Annotated in this window: 16 protein-coding genes; 11 read left to right on the top strand and 5 right to left on the bottom strand. The window is 66.1% G+C overall.

What is annotated here, in order from left to right; genetic code table 11:
- Nucleotides 1-105: 105 nt before the first annotated feature.
- The 3 genes from CCOS191_RS19060 to CCOS191_RS19050 form a co-directional block, all read right to left on the bottom strand.
- Nucleotides 106-2,553 carry an acyl-CoA dehydrogenase gene (locus tag CCOS191_RS19060; RefSeq protein ID WP_046856550.1) on the bottom strand — a complete coding sequence of 816 codons (2,448 nt, stop codon included), beginning with the start codon at nucleotides 2,551-2,553 and terminating at the stop codon, nucleotides 106-108.
- Between the two features lie 148 nt (nucleotides 2,554-2,701).
- Entirely contained in the window at nucleotides 2,702-2,941 is a 240-nt protein-coding gene (locus CCOS191_RS19055; protein ID WP_046856549.1) for a DUF3077 domain-containing protein, read from the bottom strand.
- Nucleotides 2,938-3,177, bottom strand: coding sequence for a hypothetical protein (locus tag CCOS191_RS19050; RefSeq protein ID WP_046856548.1), 240 nt, complete (start codon nucleotides 3,175-3,177; stop codon nucleotides 2,938-2,940). The genes CCOS191_RS19055 and CCOS191_RS19050 overlap by 4 nt, the downstream gene beginning before the upstream one ends.
- Nucleotides 3,178-3,868: 691 nt before the next feature.
- On the opposite strand from CCOS191_RS19050, the gene CCOS191_RS19045 reads away from it, so the two are divergent.
- The 3 genes from CCOS191_RS19045 to CCOS191_RS19035 all read left to right on the top strand — a co-directional run bounded on the left by CCOS191_RS19045 (nucleotide 3,869) and on the right by CCOS191_RS19035 (nucleotide 6,334).
- A complete protein-coding gene (locus CCOS191_RS19045; protein WP_046856547.1) occupies nucleotides 3,869-4,492 on the top strand; it encodes a glutathione S-transferase in 624 nt (207 codons plus the stop codon).
- A gap of 133 nt (nucleotides 4,493-4,625) precedes the next feature.
- Complete coding sequence (locus CCOS191_RS19040; RefSeq protein WP_046856546.1) at nucleotides 4,626-5,558, top strand: ABC transporter ATP-binding protein; 933 nt, start codon at nucleotides 4,626-4,628, stop codon at nucleotides 5,556-5,558.
- Nucleotides 5,555-6,334 carry an ABC transporter permease gene (locus CCOS191_RS19035; RefSeq protein WP_046856545.1) on the top strand — a complete coding sequence of 260 codons (780 nt, stop codon included), beginning with the start codon at nucleotides 5,555-5,557 and terminating at the stop codon, nucleotides 6,332-6,334. Before CCOS191_RS19040 ends, CCOS191_RS19035 begins: the two co-directional genes overlap by 4 nt.
- On the opposite strand, the gene CCOS191_RS27585 is transcribed toward CCOS191_RS19035, so the two are convergent.
- Nucleotides 6,218-6,865 (bottom strand): DUF2062 domain-containing protein, encoded by a 648-nt coding sequence (locus tag CCOS191_RS27585; RefSeq protein ID WP_156177663.1) that lies wholly within the window; start codon nucleotides 6,863-6,865, stop codon nucleotides 6,218-6,220. The genes CCOS191_RS19035 and CCOS191_RS27585 overlap by 117 nt on opposite strands.
- 144 nt (nucleotides 6,866-7,009) lie before the next feature.
- On the opposite strand from CCOS191_RS27585, the gene CCOS191_RS19030 reads away from it, so the two are divergent.
- From CCOS191_RS19030 to murB, 8 genes are all read left to right on the top strand, one after another.
- Nucleotides 7,010-9,214 (top strand): DNA internalization-related competence protein ComEC/Rec2, encoded by a 2,205-nt coding sequence (locus CCOS191_RS19030; protein WP_046856544.1) that lies wholly within the window; start codon nucleotides 7,010-7,012, stop codon nucleotides 9,212-9,214.
- Nucleotides 9,215-9,620: 406 nt separating this feature from the next.
- On the top strand, nucleotides 9,621-10,256 hold the full coding sequence (locus tag CCOS191_RS19025) for a MotA/TolQ/ExbB proton channel family protein (protein ID WP_046856543.1): 636 nt from the start codon (nucleotides 9,621-9,623) through the stop codon (nucleotides 10,254-10,256).
- Complete coding sequence (locus CCOS191_RS19020; RefSeq protein ID WP_023632003.1) at nucleotides 10,253-10,687, top strand: ExbD/TolR family protein; 435 nt, start codon at nucleotides 10,253-10,255, stop codon at nucleotides 10,685-10,687. Before CCOS191_RS19025 ends, CCOS191_RS19020 begins: the two co-directional genes overlap by 4 nt.
- Entirely contained in the window at nucleotides 10,687-11,697 is a 1,011-nt protein-coding gene (gene lpxK / locus CCOS191_RS19015) for a tetraacyldisaccharide 4'-kinase (protein WP_046856542.1), read from the top strand. Before CCOS191_RS19020 ends, lpxK begins: the two co-directional genes overlap by 1 nt.
- A gap of 33 nt (nucleotides 11,698-11,730) precedes the next feature.
- A complete protein-coding gene (locus CCOS191_RS19010; RefSeq protein ID WP_003247142.1) occupies nucleotides 11,731-11,916 on the top strand; it encodes a Trm112 family protein in 186 nt (61 codons plus the stop codon).
- On the top strand, nucleotides 11,913-12,677 hold the full coding sequence (kdsB, locus tag CCOS191_RS19005) for a 3-deoxy-manno-octulosonate cytidylyltransferase (protein WP_038705673.1): 765 nt from the start codon (nucleotides 11,913-11,915) through the stop codon (nucleotides 12,675-12,677). Before CCOS191_RS19010 ends, kdsB begins: the two co-directional genes overlap by 4 nt.
- A complete protein-coding gene (locus CCOS191_RS19000; RefSeq protein ID WP_046856541.1) occupies nucleotides 12,677-13,141 on the top strand; it encodes a low molecular weight protein-tyrosine-phosphatase in 465 nt (154 codons plus the stop codon). The genes kdsB and CCOS191_RS19000 overlap by 1 nt, the downstream gene beginning before the upstream one ends.
- Nucleotides 13,138-14,157 (top strand): UDP-N-acetylmuramate dehydrogenase, encoded by a 1,020-nt coding sequence (gene murB, locus CCOS191_RS18995; RefSeq protein ID WP_046856540.1) that lies wholly within the window; start codon nucleotides 13,138-13,140, stop codon nucleotides 14,155-14,157. The genes CCOS191_RS19000 and murB overlap by 4 nt, the downstream gene beginning before the upstream one ends.
- A gap of 107 nt (nucleotides 14,158-14,264) precedes the next feature.
- Here murB and rne read toward each other — a convergent pair whose 3' ends face one another.
- Nucleotides 14,265-17,480 carry a ribonuclease E gene (gene rne, locus CCOS191_RS18990; protein ID WP_082120462.1) on the bottom strand — a complete coding sequence of 1,072 codons (3,216 nt, stop codon included), beginning with the start codon at nucleotides 17,478-17,480 and terminating at the stop codon, nucleotides 14,265-14,267.
- Nucleotides 17,481-18,257: the final 777 nt, after the last annotated feature.

Genomic DNA, 18,257 nt, shown 5'->3' with positions numbered 1-18,257 from the left:
AACTGCCTGTGCTGGCGCTATCGCGGGGCAAGCACGCTCCCACGCAAGGCACACGTTAAACGCCTTGTGGGAGCGGGCTTGCCCCGCGAAGCGGTCGGCGAATGCTCAGCGCACTTTGCCTGCCTCGGGCAATAGCACTTCCTTGTCGAACGCATCTACATCGATCACCACCCGACGTGCCTGCTCGGCTTGATGCAGGCGCTGGCCTTCCTCCGTCTGCAGCACACCCGCTTCGATGGCGGCGTCGATCACCGATTGTCCGGCTGCCGCCTGCACCTTGCCTTCCTTGACCGCCTGATGCAGCGCCTTGTGCAGCGGGGCCACATCGTCCAGCAGGTCACAGGCCGTCTGTAGCGCGGCCACCGGGTCGCCTTCGGCCTGAGGCCTGAAGCAGCCCTCCAGCACTGCTTCCAGCGCCGGGTCGCCTTTGCCCCGGCCGATCAGCGCCGCCACCTCGGCATCCAGCTCATCGCTTGGTCCGGTATGCCTGCGGCCAAATGGGAACACCAGCACGCGCAGGGCGCAGCCGATGAAGCGGTTGGGGAAGTTGTCGAGCAGCGCGGCGAGCGCCTTTTCCGCCTGGCCCAGGTTTTCCTCCAGCGCCCAGCGCAACAACGGGCGCAGGTGCTCGGGCGAGCTCAGATCGTGGTAGCGCTTGAGCGCGGCGCTGGACAGGTACAGGTAGCTGAGCACATCGCCCAGCCGGGCGCTCAGACGTTCGCGGCGCTTGAGCGCACCGCCCAGCAGCATCATCGACAGGTCGGCCAGCAGGGCGAAGGCTGCCGCCTGGCGGTTGAGGGCGCGGAAATAGCCCTGGCTCAGGGCGTCGCCCGGGACCTTCTCGAAATGCCCCAGGCCCAAACCCAGCACCAGGGTGCTGGCGGCGTTGCCGGCGGCGAACAGGATGTGCTGCATCAGCAGGTCGTCGAACTCTTTGAGCGCCTGGTCATGGTCCTCGCGCCCGGCCAGGGCCATTTCCCTGAGCACGAACGGGTGGCAGCGGATGGCGCCCTGGCCAAAGATCATCAGGTTGCGCGAGAGAATGTTGGCGCCCTCGACGGTGATGAAGATCGGCGCGCCTTGCCAGTTGCGGCCCAGGTAGTTGTTCGGGCCCATGATGATGCCCTTGCCGCCGTGCACGTCCATGGCGTGCTGGATGCATTCGCGGCCGCGCTCGGTGAGGTGGTACTTGAGGATCGCCGACAACACCGAGGGTTTTTCGCCCAGGTCCACGGCCTGGGCGGTGAGCAGGCGGGCGCTGTCCATCAGCCAGGCGTTGCCGCCGATGCGCGCCAGCGACTCCTGGATGCCCTCGAAGGCGGCCAGCGGCACGTTGAACTGTTCGCGCACGCGGGCGTACTGGCCGGTGACCAGGCTGGTGTACTTGGCCGCGCCGGTGCCGACTGCGGGCAGGGAGATGGAGCGGCCCACCGACAGGCAGTTCATCAACATCATCCAGCCCTTGCCGAGCATTTCCTGGCCGCCGATCAGGCAGTCCAGCGGCACAAACACGTCCTTGCCGCTGTTGGGCCCGTTCATGAACGCCGCGCCCAGGGGCAGGTGGCGTTGGCCGATCTCCACGCCCGGCAGGTCGGTGGGGATCAACGCCAGGCTGATGCCCAGCTCGGCCTGCTCACCCAGCAGGTGCTCGGGGTCGTAGGCCTTGAAGGCCAGGCCCAGCAGGGTGGCCACCGGGCCGAGGGTGATGTAGCGCTTCTCCCAGTTCAGGCGCAGGCCGATGACTTCCTCGCCTTGCCACTGGCCTTTGCAGATGACGCCGGTATCGGGCATGGCGCCGGCGTCGGAGCCGGCCAGGGGGCCTGTGAGGGCGAAGCAGGGGATGTCGTCGCCGCGGGCCAGGCGCGGCAGGTAGTGGTTGCGTTGCGCCTCGGTGCCGTAGTGCAGCAGCAGCTCGGCCGGGCCCAGGGAGTTGGGCACCATCACCGTGGAGGCCAGGTCGCCGCTGCGGGTGGCCAGTTTCATCGCCACCTGCGAGTGGGCGTAGGCCGAGAAGCCCTTGCCGCCGTATTCCTTGGGGATGATCAGGGCGAAGAAGCCGTGCTGCTTGATGAAATCCCAGGCCTGCGGCGGCAGGTCGAGGTCTTGGCCGATCTGCCAGTCGCTGACCATGGCGCACAGTTGCTCGGTGGGGCCGTCGATGAAGGCCTGTTCTTCCTCGCTGAGCTTGGGCGCGGGGTAGTCGAGCAGGGTGTCCCAGTCGGGGCGGCCGCTGAACAGGTGGCCGTCCCACCACACGGTGCCGGCATCGATGGCTTCGCGTTCGGTGGGCGACATCGGCGGCAGGGTGCGCTGGAACCAGCTGAACATCGGCGCGGTGAACAGTTTACGGCGCAGCTCCGGCAAGGCGAAGAAGGCCGCCTTGGCGGCGATCACCACCCAGATCAGCGTCAGCAGCCAGCCTGGCGCGGTGCTGAAGATGCCCATCAGCAGGGTATAGGCGGCGATGGCCGCGAGGATCTGCAGGGGCGCCAGGCGCCGGTGCAGGAGATACGCGGCGCCAAGCACCAGGACCAGCAACCACAACAGCAACATGATTCTTCCTCCTTGGAAGCGGGCGTTAGGCCAACCCACAGAGCTTAGACGCGCCGGGGTGGATGGCCTGCTTAGAAGACTGACCGGGTTCTGTAGCGGGAGTTCGGTGGTGTTGATGGATCCCGGGGCCGCAAAGCAGCCCCGGGGATCATTTGCTTCTGTTCAACCCCAGCTCCATGTCATCGATCAGCGCCTTGGCCATGGCGCTGAGGATGCGCGCCGAGCTGCCGGCCAGCAGGTCGCCCTCCATTTCCGCCTCGCAGGTCAGGTGGCGAATGCAGCCGAGCAGCACCGACAGCTCGCTGAAGGCATCCTCGAAGGTAACGCCCGGCTCGATCTTGAACAGGTCCAGGCAGGTGGTGCGGCCTGCGGTATGGCCGCGGCTCATGGCTGCACCTGTGGCTTGTGCTCGAGCAGGGCGCAGGCGAGCTGGCCGAGGTAGTCGCTGGCGGTGAACAGGCGGTCCTGGGTTTCGCCGGGCTCGGTCTTGAAGTAGATGTCGAGGACGTCGGAAATGGCGGTGGCCACTTCGACGGCGGCGGACATGGCTTCTTCGCGGGTGAGGGTGGGGCGGATGCTGATGAAGGGGGCGAGGCGGGGTGGGTCTGGGACGATTTTTTTCATGGTAGAGAGTCCTATGCGGTCATTGAAACCGCCATTCAGGTCCTTTCTCACGAGGTCAGGGTGGCGGCCGTGTACGAGGTGAGAAAACCGGGACATAGGACAAACCCGGTCAGACCGAAGTCTGCCCGCACACGGCCACCATGACGAAGCCGCTGGTTGTCATATGTAGTCGGGTTTCTCACGCCCGGTCACCAAATGTGGCGACCCGGTGAAGGTATCCCCGGGGTATTTCCCCGACAACGCGGCGGCTTCCGGCAAGCGCGTAGGATAGTTCCCAAGCTTTGCTGGCTGAAGCATTTGGTTTCAGGTTCGGAAATATCTGACATGGGACTCTGGGGTGTTCGCCGAGAGAGATTCTGCGCCTGGGAGATCGAGCGCCGCCCGCGCGGCGCATCGCGGATGAATCCGCTCCTACATTTGTTGCAACGTACCGAACCTGTCAGGCCATGGTTGCCAGCCTTGGCGCAGGGCTCAAAAGCTATGAGACGGCGGCAATGCCCATCGAAACATCGCGTCGAGCGCAGAAGGCTAACAACCATGGCCTATCAGGCATGGCCACGTTGCAACAAATGTAGGAGCGGATTCATCCGCGATGCGCCGCGCGGGCGGCGCTCGATCTCGAACACGCTACAAACCTGTCGTCGAACTTGAAGTAGACTGTCCCACCTCCCGCATTCATAAGGACGTTGCCATGCTGAAGATCTGGGGCCGCAAGAATTCGAGCAATGTGCGCAAGGCGTTGTGGATCGCCCACGAGCTGGGCCTGGACTTCGAGTCCATCGATGCCGGCGGCGCCTTCGGCGTGGTCAACGAACCGCACTACCGGGCCCTGAACCCCAATGGCCTGGTGCCCATGCTCGAAGACGGCGACCTGGTGCTGTGGGAGTCCAATACCATCGTGCGCTACCTGTGCGCCGAGTACGGTGCAGAGCAGGGCTGGTACCTGGACGACCCGCGCCAGCGCGCCCTGGCGGACAAGTGGATGGACTGGACCACCTCGTCCTTCGCCGGCCCCTTCCGCCCGCTGTTCTGGGGCCTGCTGCGCACCCCCGAGGACCAGCGCGACTGGGTGGCGATCAACGCCGCGCACAAGCAATGCGCCCAGTTGCTGGCCATCGCCGACGAGACCCTGGCCAAGCAGCCGTACCTCTCGGGCGAGCAGATCGGCATGGGCGACATCCCCCTGGGCAGCTTCATCTACGCCTGGTTCGAAATGCCGATTGAACGCCCGGCCATGTATCACCTCGAAGCCTGGTACGAGCGGCTCAAGCAACGCCCGGCCTACCAGGCGGCGGTGATGACCGCCCTGACGTGACGCCACTTCGATAGTCACTATCGATACATGTGACTGTACTTGTGCGGCCGGGCCTTGCACCATGGCCGCACTCACTGCGCCAGTGTCTTTACCTGGCGTGTCCCGAACCTTTTTCATCGGTACCTGACCCGCCATGAGTTCCGCCCTGTCCATTCGACAGCTGACCAAGACCTACGGCAACGGCTTCCAGGCCCTCAAGGGCATCGACCTGGATGTTGCCGAAGGCGACTTCTTCGCCTTGCTCGGCCCCAACGGCGCCGGCAAGTCCACCACCATCGGCATTCTCTCGACCCTGGTGAACAAGACCAGCGGCACGGTCAACGTGTTCGGCAACGACCTGGACCGGTCGCCCGCGGCGCTCAAGCGCTGCCTGGGCGTGGTGCCCCAGGAGTTCAACTTCAACCAGTTCGAGAAGACCTTCGACATCGTCGTTACCCAGGCCGGCTACTACGGCATCCCGCCCAAGGTGGCCAAGGAGCGCGCCGAGCAGTACCTCACGCAGTTGGGCCTGTGGGACAAGCGCGACGTGCCTTCGCGCTCGCTGTCCGGCGGCATGAAGCGCCGGCTGATGATCGCCCGGGCGCTGATCCACGAGCCGCGCCTGCTGATCCTCGACGAGCCGACTGCGGGGGTGGACATCGAGCTGCGCCGGTCCATGTGGAGCTTCCTCACCGAGCTCAACCAGAAAGGCATCACCATCATCCTCACCACCCACTACCTCGAAGAGGCCGAGCAGCTGTGCCGCAACATCGGCATCATCGACCACGGCACCATCGTCGAGAACACCAGCATGCGCCAGCTGCTGGGCAAGCTGCATGTCGAGACCTTCGTCCTTGACCTGCGCCACGACCTGCCCGCCGCGCCTGAGCTGCAGGGCTACCCGTGCCGGCTGATCACCCCGCACACGCTGGAGGTGCAGGTAGACAAGGACATCGGCATCACCGCGCTGTTCGGCCAGCTGGCGCTGAAGAACATCGAGGTGCAGAGCCTGCGCAACAAGACCAACCGACTCGAGGAGCTGTTCGTGTCCCTGGTGGAAAAGAACCTGTCGAAGGTGGCCGTATGAGTGTGGAACTGCGCACCAACTGGGTCGCCCTGAACACCATCGTCTACCGCGAAGTGCGGCGCTTCCTGCGCATCTGGCCGCAGACCCTGCTGCCGCCGGCGATCACCATGGTCCTGTACTTCGTGATCTTCGGTAACCTGATCGGCCGGCAGATCGGCGACATGGGTGGCTTCACCTACATGGAGTACATCGTGCCGGGGCTGATCATGATGTCGGTGATCACCAACTCCTATGGCAACGTGGTATCGAGCTTCTTCGGCAGCAAGTTCCAGCGCTCCATCGAGGAACTGATGGTGTCGCCGGTGTCGCCGCACACCATCCTGGTCGGCTATGTGCTGGGCGGCGTGTTGCGTGGTTTGGCAGTGGGGGTGATCGTGACCTTCCTGTCGCTGTTCTTCACCCATCTGCAGGTCCACCACCTGGGGGTGACGGTCATCGTGGTGCTGCTGACCGCGACCATCTTCTCGCTGCTGGGCTTCGTCAACGCGGTGTTCGCCCGCAACTTCGACGATATCTCGATCATCCCGACCTTCGTGCTGACACCGCTGACCTACCTGGGCGGAGTGTTCTACTCGATCAACCTGCTGCCGCCGTTCTGGCAGACCGTGTCGCTGGCAAACCCGGTGCTGCACATGGTCAACTCGTTCCGCTACGGCATCCTAGGGGTGTCGGATATCAGTATTGGCACGGCGATCAGCTTCATGCTGGTGGCCACCGCGGTGCTCTACCTGCTGTGCGTGCGCCTGCTGGTCAGCGGCCGCGGCATGCGCGCCTGAGCCCTGGTTGGGGCTGGCAGCGCAGCGACACTGGCGCCGGCGCCACTGCCGGCCCACCCACCAACGCCAATACCCCATGGTGGTGAAGTAGGCGAGCACGCCCAGCACCACCCCGCACACCACCGAGCCCAGCAGGAACGGTTGCCAGATCGTCGCCAACTGCTCGGTGACCCAGTCGACGGTGATCGACTCGGGCAGCGTGCGTGGCGGCACCTGCAGCAGCCAGGCCCCGGTCATGTAGGTGACGAAGAACACCGGCGGCATGGTCAGCGGGTTGGTCAGCCACACCAGGCTCACCGCGATCGGCAGGTTGCCACGCACGGGAATGGCCAGCGCGGCGGCCAGCAGCATCTGCATGGGGATGGGAATGAGCGCGGCGAACAGGCCGACGCCCATGGCCCGCGCCACCGAATGGCGATTCAGGTGCCAGAGGTTGGGGTCGTGCAGCAGCTTGCCGAAGAAGCGTAAGGATTTATGTTCGCGGATGCTGGTCGGGTCCGGCATGTAGCGTTTGAACAGACGGCGCGGCATGTGGGCTCCCGGCAGGGTTGAAGGGCGTTAGTATGCCTTGATTGAAACGCAGCCTCGTTCAGAGTTTGTGACAATTGATTAGCAGGGTTTCCCCGCCAATCGGCTAAGCCTCAGGGGTCGTGATCGCTTCTGGAGCTCTATCTCATGCGCACAGGGATGCTGGCGCTGGTGCTCGGGCTGTTGAGCCTGCGCTTTTTGCCCGTTTTGCCGCCGGTCGGGTGGCTGATTCCGTTGCTGTTGCTGGCCTTGGCCTGCCTGCGTACGCGGGCCTGGCCGCTGGGCTGGTTTGTGCTGGGTGGCTGCTGGGCCTGCTGGTCGGCGCAGCAGGCGCTGGATGATCGCCTGGCCCCGGCGCTGGATGGCCGCACGCTGTGGTTGGAGGGGCGGGTGGTGGGGCTGCCGACCCGCACGGAGCGTGGCGTGCGTTTCGAGCTGGAGCATCCTGAGTCGCGTCGGGCGCAATTGCCCAGGCGCCTGCAACTGAGCTGGTTCGCCGGGCCTGAATTGCGTGCCGGTGAGCGTTGGCGTCTGGCGGTGAGCCTGCGCCAGCCCCACGGGCTGCTGAACCCCCATGGCCCGGACCGCGAAGCATTGTTGTTGGCCCGGGGTATCGGCGCCACCGGCTCAGTCAAGGCCGGCGAGCAGGTCGGGCAGGCAGCAGCGGACTGGCGCGATGCCGTGCGCCAGCGGCTGATGAACGTGGATGCCCATGGGCGCGAGGCGGCGCTGACGGCCTTGGTGCTGGGCGACGGCGCCGGGCTGGCCCGCGAGGACTGGCAGACCCTGCAGGCCACCGGCACGGTGCACCTGCTGGTGATCTCCGGCCAGCATATCGGGCTGTTGGCCGGGCTGGTGTACGGCCTGGTCGCGGGCCTGGCGCGGCTGGGCGCCTGGCCATCGCGCTGGCCATGGCTGCCCTGGGCTTGTGGCCTGGCCATGGCCGCGGCATTGGGCTACGGCTGGCTGGCCGGCTTCGGCGTACCGGTGCAACGGGCCTGCCTGATGCTGGCGGTGGTGTTGCTCTGGCGCCTGCGCTTCAGGCACCTGGGGGCAGCATTGCCGTTGCTGTTGGCGTTGTCGGGGGTGTTGCTGATCAATCCCTTGGCCAGCCTGCTGCCGGGTTTCTGGCTGTCGTTTGCCGCGGTTGGCGTGCTGATGCTGTGCTTCTCTGCCCGGCTCGGCGCCTGGCGGCCCTGGCAGGCCTGGAGCCGTGCCCAGTGGGTAATCGCCGTGGGCCTGTTGCCGGTGCTGCTGGCGCTGGGGCTGCCGGTCAGCCTGACGGCGCCGCTGGCCAACCTGCTGGCGGTGCCCTGGATCAGTTTCGCGGTGTTGCCGCTGGCCTTGCTCGGCACGGCGACGTTGCCGGTGCCCGGGGTGGGGGAGGGGCTGCTGTGGCTGGCGGGGCTTTCGCTGGATGGGCTGTTTCGCCTGCTGGCGCAGCTTGCGGGGCAGTGGCCTGCATGGCTGCCCGAACCGTTGCCGCTGTGGGCCTGGCTGTTGGTCGCGCTGGGCGCGCTGTTGCTGCTGCTGCCTCGGGGCGTGCCGTTGCGCTTGCCGGGCGCGGTGATGCTGCTGGCCTTGTGGGCGCCGCGCGAGCAGGTGCCCCTTGGGCAGGTGCAGGTGTGGCAGCTGGATGTCGGCCAGGGCCTGGCGGTGCTGCTGCGTACCCGTCATCACGCGCTGTTGTACGACGCCGGGCCTGCGCATGGGGACAGCGACCTGGGCGAGAGCGTGGTGCTGCCCACCTTGCGCAGGTTGGGGGTCAGGCACCTCGACCTGATGCTGGTCAGCCACGGTCACGCCGATCATGCCGGCGGGGCGGCGGCGGTGCGCCGGGGGCTGCCGGTAACGCGGGTGCTGGCCGGGGAGGTTGCCGGGCTTGCGCCTGCCGCGCTGTGCGAAAGTGGTGAGCGCTGGCGCTGGGACGGGGTCGATTTCGAGCTGTGGCATTGGCCGCAAGGCACGTCCAGCAACGACCGTTCCTGCGTGCTGCGGGTGGTGGCCAACGGCGAGCGCCTGCTGCTGGCCGGCGACATGGAGGCCGCGGCGGAGCGGGCCTGGCTGGCGGCCAGCGAGGATCCGCGTGTCGACTGGCTGCAGGCGCCGCACCACGGCAGCCGCACGTCGTCCACCGAACCGTTCATCAAGGCGCTGGCGCCACGCGGGGTGATGATTTCGCGGGGGAGGAGCAACGGCTTCGGGCATCCGCATGCGCAGGTGATCGAGCGCTATCGGCGGCATGGAGTCAGCATCCATGACACGGCGGTGGAGGGGGCGTTGCGGTTGATGTTGGGGAGTCATGGCGGGGTGGAGGGTGTGCGGAGGGGGCGGCGGTACTGGCGGGATTAAGAAGGGCTTTGGGGGCATGTCGAGAGTTTTTCTTTGATGCGCAAATCGAGCGCCACCCGCGCGGCGCATCGCGGATGAATCCGCTCCTACATCTGTTGCAACGTACCGAACCTGTCAGGCCATGGTTGCCAGCCTTGGTGCATGTCTTGAGATGAGTGGGGTGGCAGCAATGCCCGCCGAATCATCGCGTCGAGCGTACAAGGCTAACAACCATGGCCTATCAGGCATGGCCACGTTGCAACAACTGTAGGAGCGGATTCATCCGCGATGCGCCGCGCGGGCGGCGCTCGGCATCCGCCACCCCACAGCTTCCAAGCCAAGCCCAGCGATTTCCCTGACCTCCGGCAGATGAGCCCCAGGCGCTCCTATGGTAGAGTGGCGGCCTTTTTCCGAGGGGATGCTTACTGTGTGGGAATTGGTCAAGTCCGGTGGCTGGATGATGCTGCCGATCATCCTGAGCTCCATCGTCGCCATGGCGATCGTCGTCGAGCGCCTGTGGACCTTGCGCGCCAGCCGTGTCACCCCGCCACACCTGCTGGGCCAGGTATGGATGTGGATCAAGGACAAGCAGCTCACCGGTGACAAGCTCAAGGCGCTGCGCGCCGATTCGCCGCTGGGCGAGATCCTCGCCGCGGGCCTGGCCAACTCGCGCCATGGCCGCGAGATCATGAAAGAGTGCATCGAAGAGGCTGCCTCGCGGGTCATCCACGAGCTGGAGCGCTATATCAGCACCCTCGGCACCATCGCCGCCATGGCCCCGCTGCTGGGCCTGCTGGGCACCGTGCTGGGCATGATCGACATCTTCAGCGCCTTCATGGGTTCGCAGATGACCGCCAATGCCGCGGTGCTGGCGGGCGGTATTTCCAAGGCCCTGGTCACCACCGCGGCCGGCCTGATGGTCGGTATCCCGGCGGTGTTCTTCCACCGCTTCCTGCTGCGCCGCATCGATGAGCTGGTGGTGGGCATGGAGCAGGAGGCGATCAAGCTGGTCGAGGTGCTGCAGGGCGACCGCGAAGTGGAAGTGGCTGGAGGCAAGGCGTGAAGTTCCGGCGCAATCGCCAGCGCGAGAACGTCGACATCAACCTGGCGTCGTTGATCGACGTGGTGTTCGTGCTGCTGCTGTTCTTCGTGGTCACCACCACCTTCACCCGCGAGACCCAGCTGCGTGTCGAGCTGCCCGAAGCAAGCAGTGCCGCGCCCGCGCAGCCCGATGATGGCAAGCTGATCGAAGTCACCATCAGTGCCGACGGCGTGTATTCGGTCAACAACCACCTGCTGCCCAAGAGCGACCTGGCCACCCTGACCGAAGCCATCGAGAAGGAGTCCGGCGGTGACATCACCCTGCCGCTGGCGATCAGCGCCGATGGCAAGACCCCGCACCAGGCTGTGATCACCGCAATGGATGCGGCCGGCAAGCTCGGCTTCAGCAAGTTGCGCATGACCACTGTCGAGGCCGCGCAGGGCAATCCCTGATGGCCTTCGCCGACCGTCTGCTCGCCGCCTGGTATGCCGGGCACCCGGCCCTGGCCCTGCTGCGCCCGCTGGAGGCGCTGTATCGTCGTGTGGTGACGCGCAAGCGTGCGCGCTTCCTCAGTGGCATCAGCCCCAGCTACCGCGCCCCGGTGCCCGTGATCGTGGTGGGCAATATCACCGTGGGCGGTACCGGCAAGACACCGATGATCCTCTGGCTGATCGAGCACTGCCGCCGGCAGGGGTTGAAGGTCGGCGTGGTCAGCCGTGGCTACGGCGCCAAGCCGCCGCAGTATCCCTGGCGTGTCGCCGCCGACCAGCTCGCCGATCAGGCCGGCGACGAGCCTTTGCTGATCGTCCAGCGCACCGGCGTGCCGCTGGTGATCGACCCCGACCGCTCCCGCGCCGTACAGGCGCTGCTGGCAAGCGACGCGCCAGACCTGATCCTGTGCGACGACGGCATGCAGCATTACCGCCTGGCCCGCGACCTGGAGCTGGTCCTGATCGACGCCGCCCGTGGCCTGGGCAACCGTCGCTGCCTGCCGGCCGGCCCGTTGCGCGAGCCCGCCGAGCGCCTGGCCGAGGCCGACGCGGTGCTGTTCAATGGCGCCGAGGCTGACCGCGACGGCGGCTTTGCCTTCCGCCTGCAGCCGTCGGCGCTGATCAACCTGCACAGCGGTGAGCGCCGCGAGCTCGACCTGTTTCCCGCTGGCCAGGCGCTGCACGCCGTGGCCGGCATCGGCAACCCGCAACGTTTCTTCAACACCCTGCTGGGGCTAAACTGGCAGCCGGTGCCGCACCCCTTTGCCGACCATGCGCCGTATAGCCGCGAAGTGCTGTCGTTCAGCCCGCCGCTGCCGTTGGTGATGACCGAGAAGGATGCGGTGAAATGCCGGCCGTTCGCTGCCGACGACTGGTGGTACCTGGCGGTCGACGCCGTACCCTCGCAGGCGTTCGTCGCCTGGTTCGACGCCGAGCTCGATCGCCTGCTGCCTGGCCGCCCCCGGCCCTGAGCCTTTTTCAATTTCCGTTTCAAGGAAGCTCCCATGGACACCAAACTGCTCGATATCCTGGCCTGCCCGATCACCAAGGGCCCGCTCAAGCTCAGCGCCGACAAGACCGAGCTGATCAGCAAGGGCGCGGGCCTGGCCTATCCGATTCGCGATGGCATCCCGGTGATGCTGGAAAGCGAGGCGCGCACCCTGACCGACGACGAGCGCCTGGACAAATGAGCCTGGACTTCACCGTGGTGATCCCCGCCCGGCTGCGCTCCACGCGCCTGCCGGGCAAGCCGCTGCTGGCGATCGCCGGCAAGCCGATGGTCCAGCATGTGTGGGAGCAGGCGCGCAAGAGCGGCGCCAGCCGCGTGGTCATTGCCACCGACGATGCCAGCATCGTCGAGGCCTGCCAGGCGTTCGGCGCCGAAGTGCTGCTGACCCGCGCCGACCACGAGTCGGGCACCGACCGCCTGGCCGAAGTGGCTGCCCAGCTGGGCCTGGCCGCCGATGCCATCGTGGTCAACGTGCAGGGTGACGAGCCGCTGATTCCGCCGGTGATCATCGACCAGGTGGCGGCCAACCTTGCCGCGCACCCCGAGGCCGGCATCGCCACCCTGGCCGAGCCGATTCACGCGCCGGAAACCATCTTCAACCCTAACGCGGTGAAAGTGGTCAGCGACAAGAACGGCCTTGCCCTGACCTTCAGCCGCGCCCCATTGCCATGGGCCCGCGACGCGTTTGCCAAGGACCGTGAGCGCATGCCCGAAGGCGTTCCTTATCGCCGCCATATCGGCATGTACGCCTACCGCGTGGGCTTCCTTCAGGACTTCGTCGCCTGGGGCCCATGCTGGCTGGAGCAGACCGAGTCGCTGGAGCAGCTGCGTGCCCTGTGGCACGGCGTGCGCATCCACGTTGCCGATGCCATCGAGGCCCCGGCCGTGGGTGTGGATACCCCTGAAGACCTGGAGCGCGTACGGCGCTTGCTGGAGGCCTGATGCGCGTTCTGTTCGTCTGCCTCGGCAATATCTGCCGCTCGCCGACTGCCGAAGGCGTGCTGCGCCATCAGCTCGAGGCCGCCGGCCTCGGTGACGTGGTGCACGTCGCCTCCGCCGGTACCGGCGACTGGCATGTCGGCAAGGCGCCCGACAGCCGTACCTGCAAGGCCGCGCTGGCCCGCGGCTACGACCTGTCGCGCCAGCGCGCCCAGCAGGTCAAGGCGGCGCATTTCGCCGAGTACGACCTGGTCCTGGCCATGGACAAGAGCAACCTCGGCAACCTGCAGGCCCTGCGCCCGCACAACGCCACGGGCGAGCTCGACCTGTTCCTGCGCCGTTATGGCGCGGCCCTGGACGAAGTGCCTGACCCTTACTACGGCGGTGCCGAAGGTTTCGAGCAGGTCCTGGACCTGATCGAGGCGGCGTGCCATGAGCTGGTCGTGGAAATCAAGGGGCGGTTATGACGGCGAACTGGCAGGAGCGGGTATCGCTCAAGCCCTACAACACTTTCGGCATCGACGTCAGTGCCCGTTATTTCACCCAGGCCCATGACGACAACGAGGCCCGCCAGGCGCTGGCCCAGGCCGCTGCGCGGCAGGTGCCGGTGCTGGTCATTGGCGGTGGCAGCAACCTGCTGCTGTCCCGCGATGTCGACGCCCTGGTGCTGCATATGGCCAGCCGTGGGCGACGCCTGCTCAGCGATGACGGCGAGCACGTGGTGGTCGAGGCCGAGGCCGGCGAGCCCTGGCATCCGTTCGTGCAGTGGAGCCTCGATCAGGGTCTGTGCGGGCTGGAGAACCTCAGCCTGATCCCCGGTACCGTCGGCGCTGCGCCGATGCAGAACGTCGGCGCCTATGGCGTGGAGATCAAGGACGTGTTCGCCGGCTTGACCGCGCTGGACCGCGAGACTGGCGAGCTGCGTGACTTCTCGCTGGAGGCGTGCGGTTTCGGGTATCGCGACAGCCTGTTCAAGCGCAATCCGGGCCGCTGGCTGATCCTGCGCGTGCGCTTTGCGCTGAGCCGGTCGTTGCAGGCGCACCTGGACTACGGCCCGGTGCGTCAGCGCCTGGCGGAGCAGGGTATCGAGCAGCCGACCGCGCAGGCGATCAGCGATGCGATCTGCAGTATTCGTCGGGAAAAGCTGCCGGATCCGGCTGAGCTGGGTAACGCCGGGAGCTTCTTCAAGAATCCTGTGGTGCCTGCTGCGTTGGCCGAGCGCATTCGTGCCGAGCATCCTGGCGTGGTGGCGTATCCGCAGGCCGACGGCCAGGTGAAGCTGGCGGCCGGCTGGTTGATCGAGCTGGCGGGGTGGAAGGGGTATCGCGATGGCGATGCCGGTGTGCACCGTTTGCAATCGCTGGTGCTGGTCAACTACGGCCAGGCGAGCGGGGCGCAGTTGCATGGGCTGGCGCAGCGGATCCAGGCGGATATCCTTGAGCGCTTTGGGGTCGAGCTGGAGATGGAGCCGAACCTGTACTGACTCTATCGCGGGGCAAGCCCGGATCACCAATAGAGCCGTTACCATCCCGGCAAAGAAAAAGCCCCGCCAGTTCGCACTGGCGGGGCTTTTTCATTCAGCCGAGGCTATCAACCGTGATGAGGCTTGTGCTCATCGGCGGTTTCCAGCGCTTGCGCAGGGGCGGCTTCGGCAGCGGCCTGGGCGGCAGCGGCGGCTGCAGCTTCGGCTTCGCGCTTGCGGCGACGCACTTCACGTGGGTCGTTCGGGGCGCGGCCGTTGGCCAGCATCGCCGAAGGCGCTTCGACCGGGGCCGGTGCTTCCTCGGGCGCCTGCTCGGCAACGATCGGCGCAGGCTCGGCGGCAGGTGCTTCAGCCACTTCCGGCTGGGCCTCGACCACTGGCTCGACGACCGCTACAGGCTGCTCGGCTACCGGGGCTTCGACCACGGTGGCTTCGACTACCTGCGGCTGCTCGATTTCACCGGCTTCCACGGCAGGGGCTTGCACCGCCTCGGCGACGACGGCAGGCTGCTCGGCAGGGGCTTCTTCGACCACTGGCTGCGGCGCTACTTCGACCACCGGTTCGATGCTCGGCTCGACGGCGACCACTGGCTCGCTGACCGGTTGCTCGACCACCGGGGCGATGGCGACCTGCTCGGCCACGACCTCGGTGATTTCCACCTGGGTTTCGGCGACAGCGGCGCTGGCGCGCTCGGCCTGCTGGTTGGCTTGGGCTTCGGCATCGGCGCTGATGTTGCTGGTGGCAACGGCGGCGATGACGGCAGTGCCGGCGGCCAGTTCAGCACCCAGCTCGGTGGCCTGGTGCTGTTGTGGCTGCTGCTCTTCGCCGGCGTCTTCGTCGCCTTCGATCAGCTCGCCATTGGCATTGCGCTGGCGCTCACGACGGTTGCTGCGACGACGCTGGCCACGGGAGCGGCGGCGCGGACGCTCGCCATCGGCGCCTTCCTGCTCGTCCTGCAGCAGTTCGTCGTTCGGCAGTTGCTCTTCGGCGAGCTCGGCGGCCTGTTCGACGGCCTGCGCCTCAGGGCGCAGCTGGCGCTCTTCACGCGGAGCGCGTTCTTCACGTGGCGCACGCTCTTCACGAGGGGCGCGTTCTTCACGCGGTGCACGCTCTTCACGTGGTGCGCGTTCTTCACGCGGTGCACGTTCTTCACGCGGTGCGCGTTCTTCACGTGGCGCGCGCTCTTCGCGAGGGGCACGTTCTTCACGTGGTGCGCGCTCTTCACGGGCTACACGTTCCTCACGTGGTGCACGCTCTTCACGCGGGGCGCGTTCTTCGCGGGCGGCCGGGGCCGGTGCGGCATCCAGGGGCTCACGCAGTTCGCGCACGCGCTCTTCACGGTTGCCACGGCGGTCTTCGCGCGGCTGGCGCTGACGCTCTTCGCGTGGGGCGCGTTCTTCACGCGGTGCACGCTCTTCGCGTGGCTGGCGCTCTTCACGCGGGGCGCGCTCGCTGCGTTCTTCACGCGGCTTGCGGTCTTCCTCGCGGCGGCCATTGCGGTTGCGGCTCTGCTGGCGACCGTTGCGGCGCTCTTCGTTGCGTGGCGAACGCTCGGTGGCCGGTTTTTCGGTGGTGACGGCCGGTGCGGCGGCAGGTTCTTCCTTGCCGGCGAACAGGCTGACCAGCGACTTGACCAGGCCCTTGAACAGGCTTGGCTCCGGTACGCTAGGCGCCGCTGTCACGGGTGCGGCTGGCTGCTCTTCGACGGCGGCCGGTACCGGTGCGTTGGCGCGGGCTGGTGCGGTCTTCACCGCAGCTTCCTGGCGTACCAGGGTGCGGGTGGCGGTCGGCAGCGGGGCTTCTTCGGTCTCGGCCGAGGCGATTTCGTAGCTGGACTGGTTGTTCAGCACGTCCGGGTTGTCGTCGCGCAGGCGCTGAACTTCGAAGTGCGGGGTTTCCAGGTGATCGTTCGGCAGGATGATGATGCGCGCGCGAGTGCGCAGTTCGATCTTGGTGATCGAGTTGCGTTTCTCGTTGAGCAGGAAGGCGGCCACCGGGATCGGCACCTGGGCGCGCACCTCGGCGGTGCGGTCCTTCAGGGCTTCTTCCTCGATCAGGCGCAGGATTGCCAGCGACAGCGACTCGACGTCACGGATGATGCCGGTACCCGAGCAGCGCGGGCAGACGATGCCGCTGCTCTCGCCCAGCGATGGGCGCAGGCGCTGGCGGGACATTTCCAGCAGGCCGAAGCGCGAGATGCGGCCGACCTGCACACGGGCGCGGTCGGCCTCGAGGCATTCGCGCACGCGTTCTTCGACGGCGCGCTGGTTCTTCGCCGGGGTCATGTCGATGAAGTCGATGACGATCAGGCCGCCGATGTCACGCAGGCGCAGCTGGCGGGCGATCTCTTCGGCCGCTTCCAGGTTGGTCTGCAGGGCGGTTTCCTCGATGTCGCTGCCCTTGGTGGCGCGCGCCGAGTTGATGTCGATGGAAACCAGCGCTTCGGTCGGGTCGATCACGATCGAGCCGCCGGACGGCAGGTCGACAACGCGCTGGAAGGCGGTCTCGATCTGGCTTTCGATCTGGAAGCGGTTGAACAGCGGCACGCTGTCTTCGTACAGCTTGACCTTGCTGGCGTACTGCGGCATCACCTGGCGGATGAAGGTCAGGGCTTCTTCCTGGGCGTCGATGCTGTCGATCAGCACTTCGCCGATGTCCTGGCGCAGGTAGTCGCGGATGGCGCGGATGATGACGTTGCTTTCCTGGTAGATCAGGAACGGCGCGGTACGGTCCAGCGAGGCTTCCTTGATGGCGGTCCACAGCTGCAGCAGGTAGTCGAGGTCCCACTGCATTTCTTCGCTGCTGCGGCCAAGGCCAGCGGTACGCACGATCAGGCCCATGTCGCCCGGAACGGTCAGGCCGTTCAGTGCTTCACGCAGCTCGTTGCGCTCTTCGCCTTCGATGCGGCGGGAGATGCCGCCGGCGCGCGGGTTGTTTGGCATCAGCACCAGGTAGCGGCCGGCCAGGCTGATGAAGGTGGTCAGGGCGGCGCCTTTGTTGCCGCGCTCTTCCTTCTCGACCTGGACGATGACTTCCTGGCCTTCGCTCAGGACTTCCTTGATGTTGACCCGGCCTTCAGGGGCTTTCTTGAAGTATTCGCGGGAGATTTCCTTCAGCGGCAGGAAGCCGTGACGTTCGGAGCCGAAGTCGACGAAGGCGGCTTCAAGGCTGGGCTCGATCCGGGTGATCTTGCCTTTGTAGATGTTGGCCTTTTTCTGCTCACGGGCACCGGACTCGATGTCCAGGTCGTAGAGGCGTTGGCCGTCCACCAGGGCTACACGCAACTCTTCGGGTTGAGTTGCGTTAATCAGCATTCTTTTCATGTTGTACCGTCGGTTTCCGGGCTGCCGGAAACGGCGTTCGGCACACACGACTTTTCATGATCGGTGCCAAGGTGCGCAAAGGGTGGCGAACCACCCCCGTGTCTGACGACGTTCGGCACCAGCCGGTTGCCCAGCCTGCCGTTGTCGCGACGACGCGTCCTGTTTTGCGGTGCCAAAAGACCTGTCGAGCTTTTCGAAGGTTATCCGAATCAATCGAGCGGGCCTGGTGCACTCAGTCAGGAGGAGGAATCAACCGGTCGTCCGTGGATGCCACAAGGGCGTCTGTTCAGGACCTTGCCCGCTCATCGCCCGTTGAGTGGGGCGGTGGGTCGGGTTCGGTGCCACACGGTCCGAAGGCTGTGCATCTCCACCCTGCACGTATCCCTGAAAATTCGGTGCTGCCGCGCGCTGAATCCGCAACGGGTTGCATTTTTCGCCAGCCCGGTTCCGGGCTGGCGCCATGACATATCCAAGGCAGGTATTTCCGAAGCATTCGCCCGAATGCGCGGAAACGACGGTGGCGGGCAGAGGTACGGCGAAAAGAAGCGGGTAAGCAGGTGAAACACCGCACTTGTCGTTTTTTTTCGGTCTTCTCTACACAGCGCTGGTGGCGATTCCAGGCATTTAGTTAAACTGGCAAACGCTCCGTAGGACGGCCTCGCGTCCTCGGAATTGCGATGGTCAGGGCCGGCGTAGAGCCTGATGCCGCTGGCCTGCCGCTTTTGGCGGCGTTCGCGACTATAGCAGTTATGATTAAGTGCTTCAATTCCATAAAAA

It is taken from the genome of Pseudomonas sp. CCOS 191, assembly GCF_001007005.1.
GTDB lineage: Bacteria > Pseudomonadota > Gammaproteobacteria > Pseudomonadales > Pseudomonadaceae > Aquipseudomonas > Aquipseudomonas soli.
The sequence above is the reverse complement of the archived record's forward strand: the minus strand, read 5'-3'. Positions and strand labels throughout refer to the sequence as shown.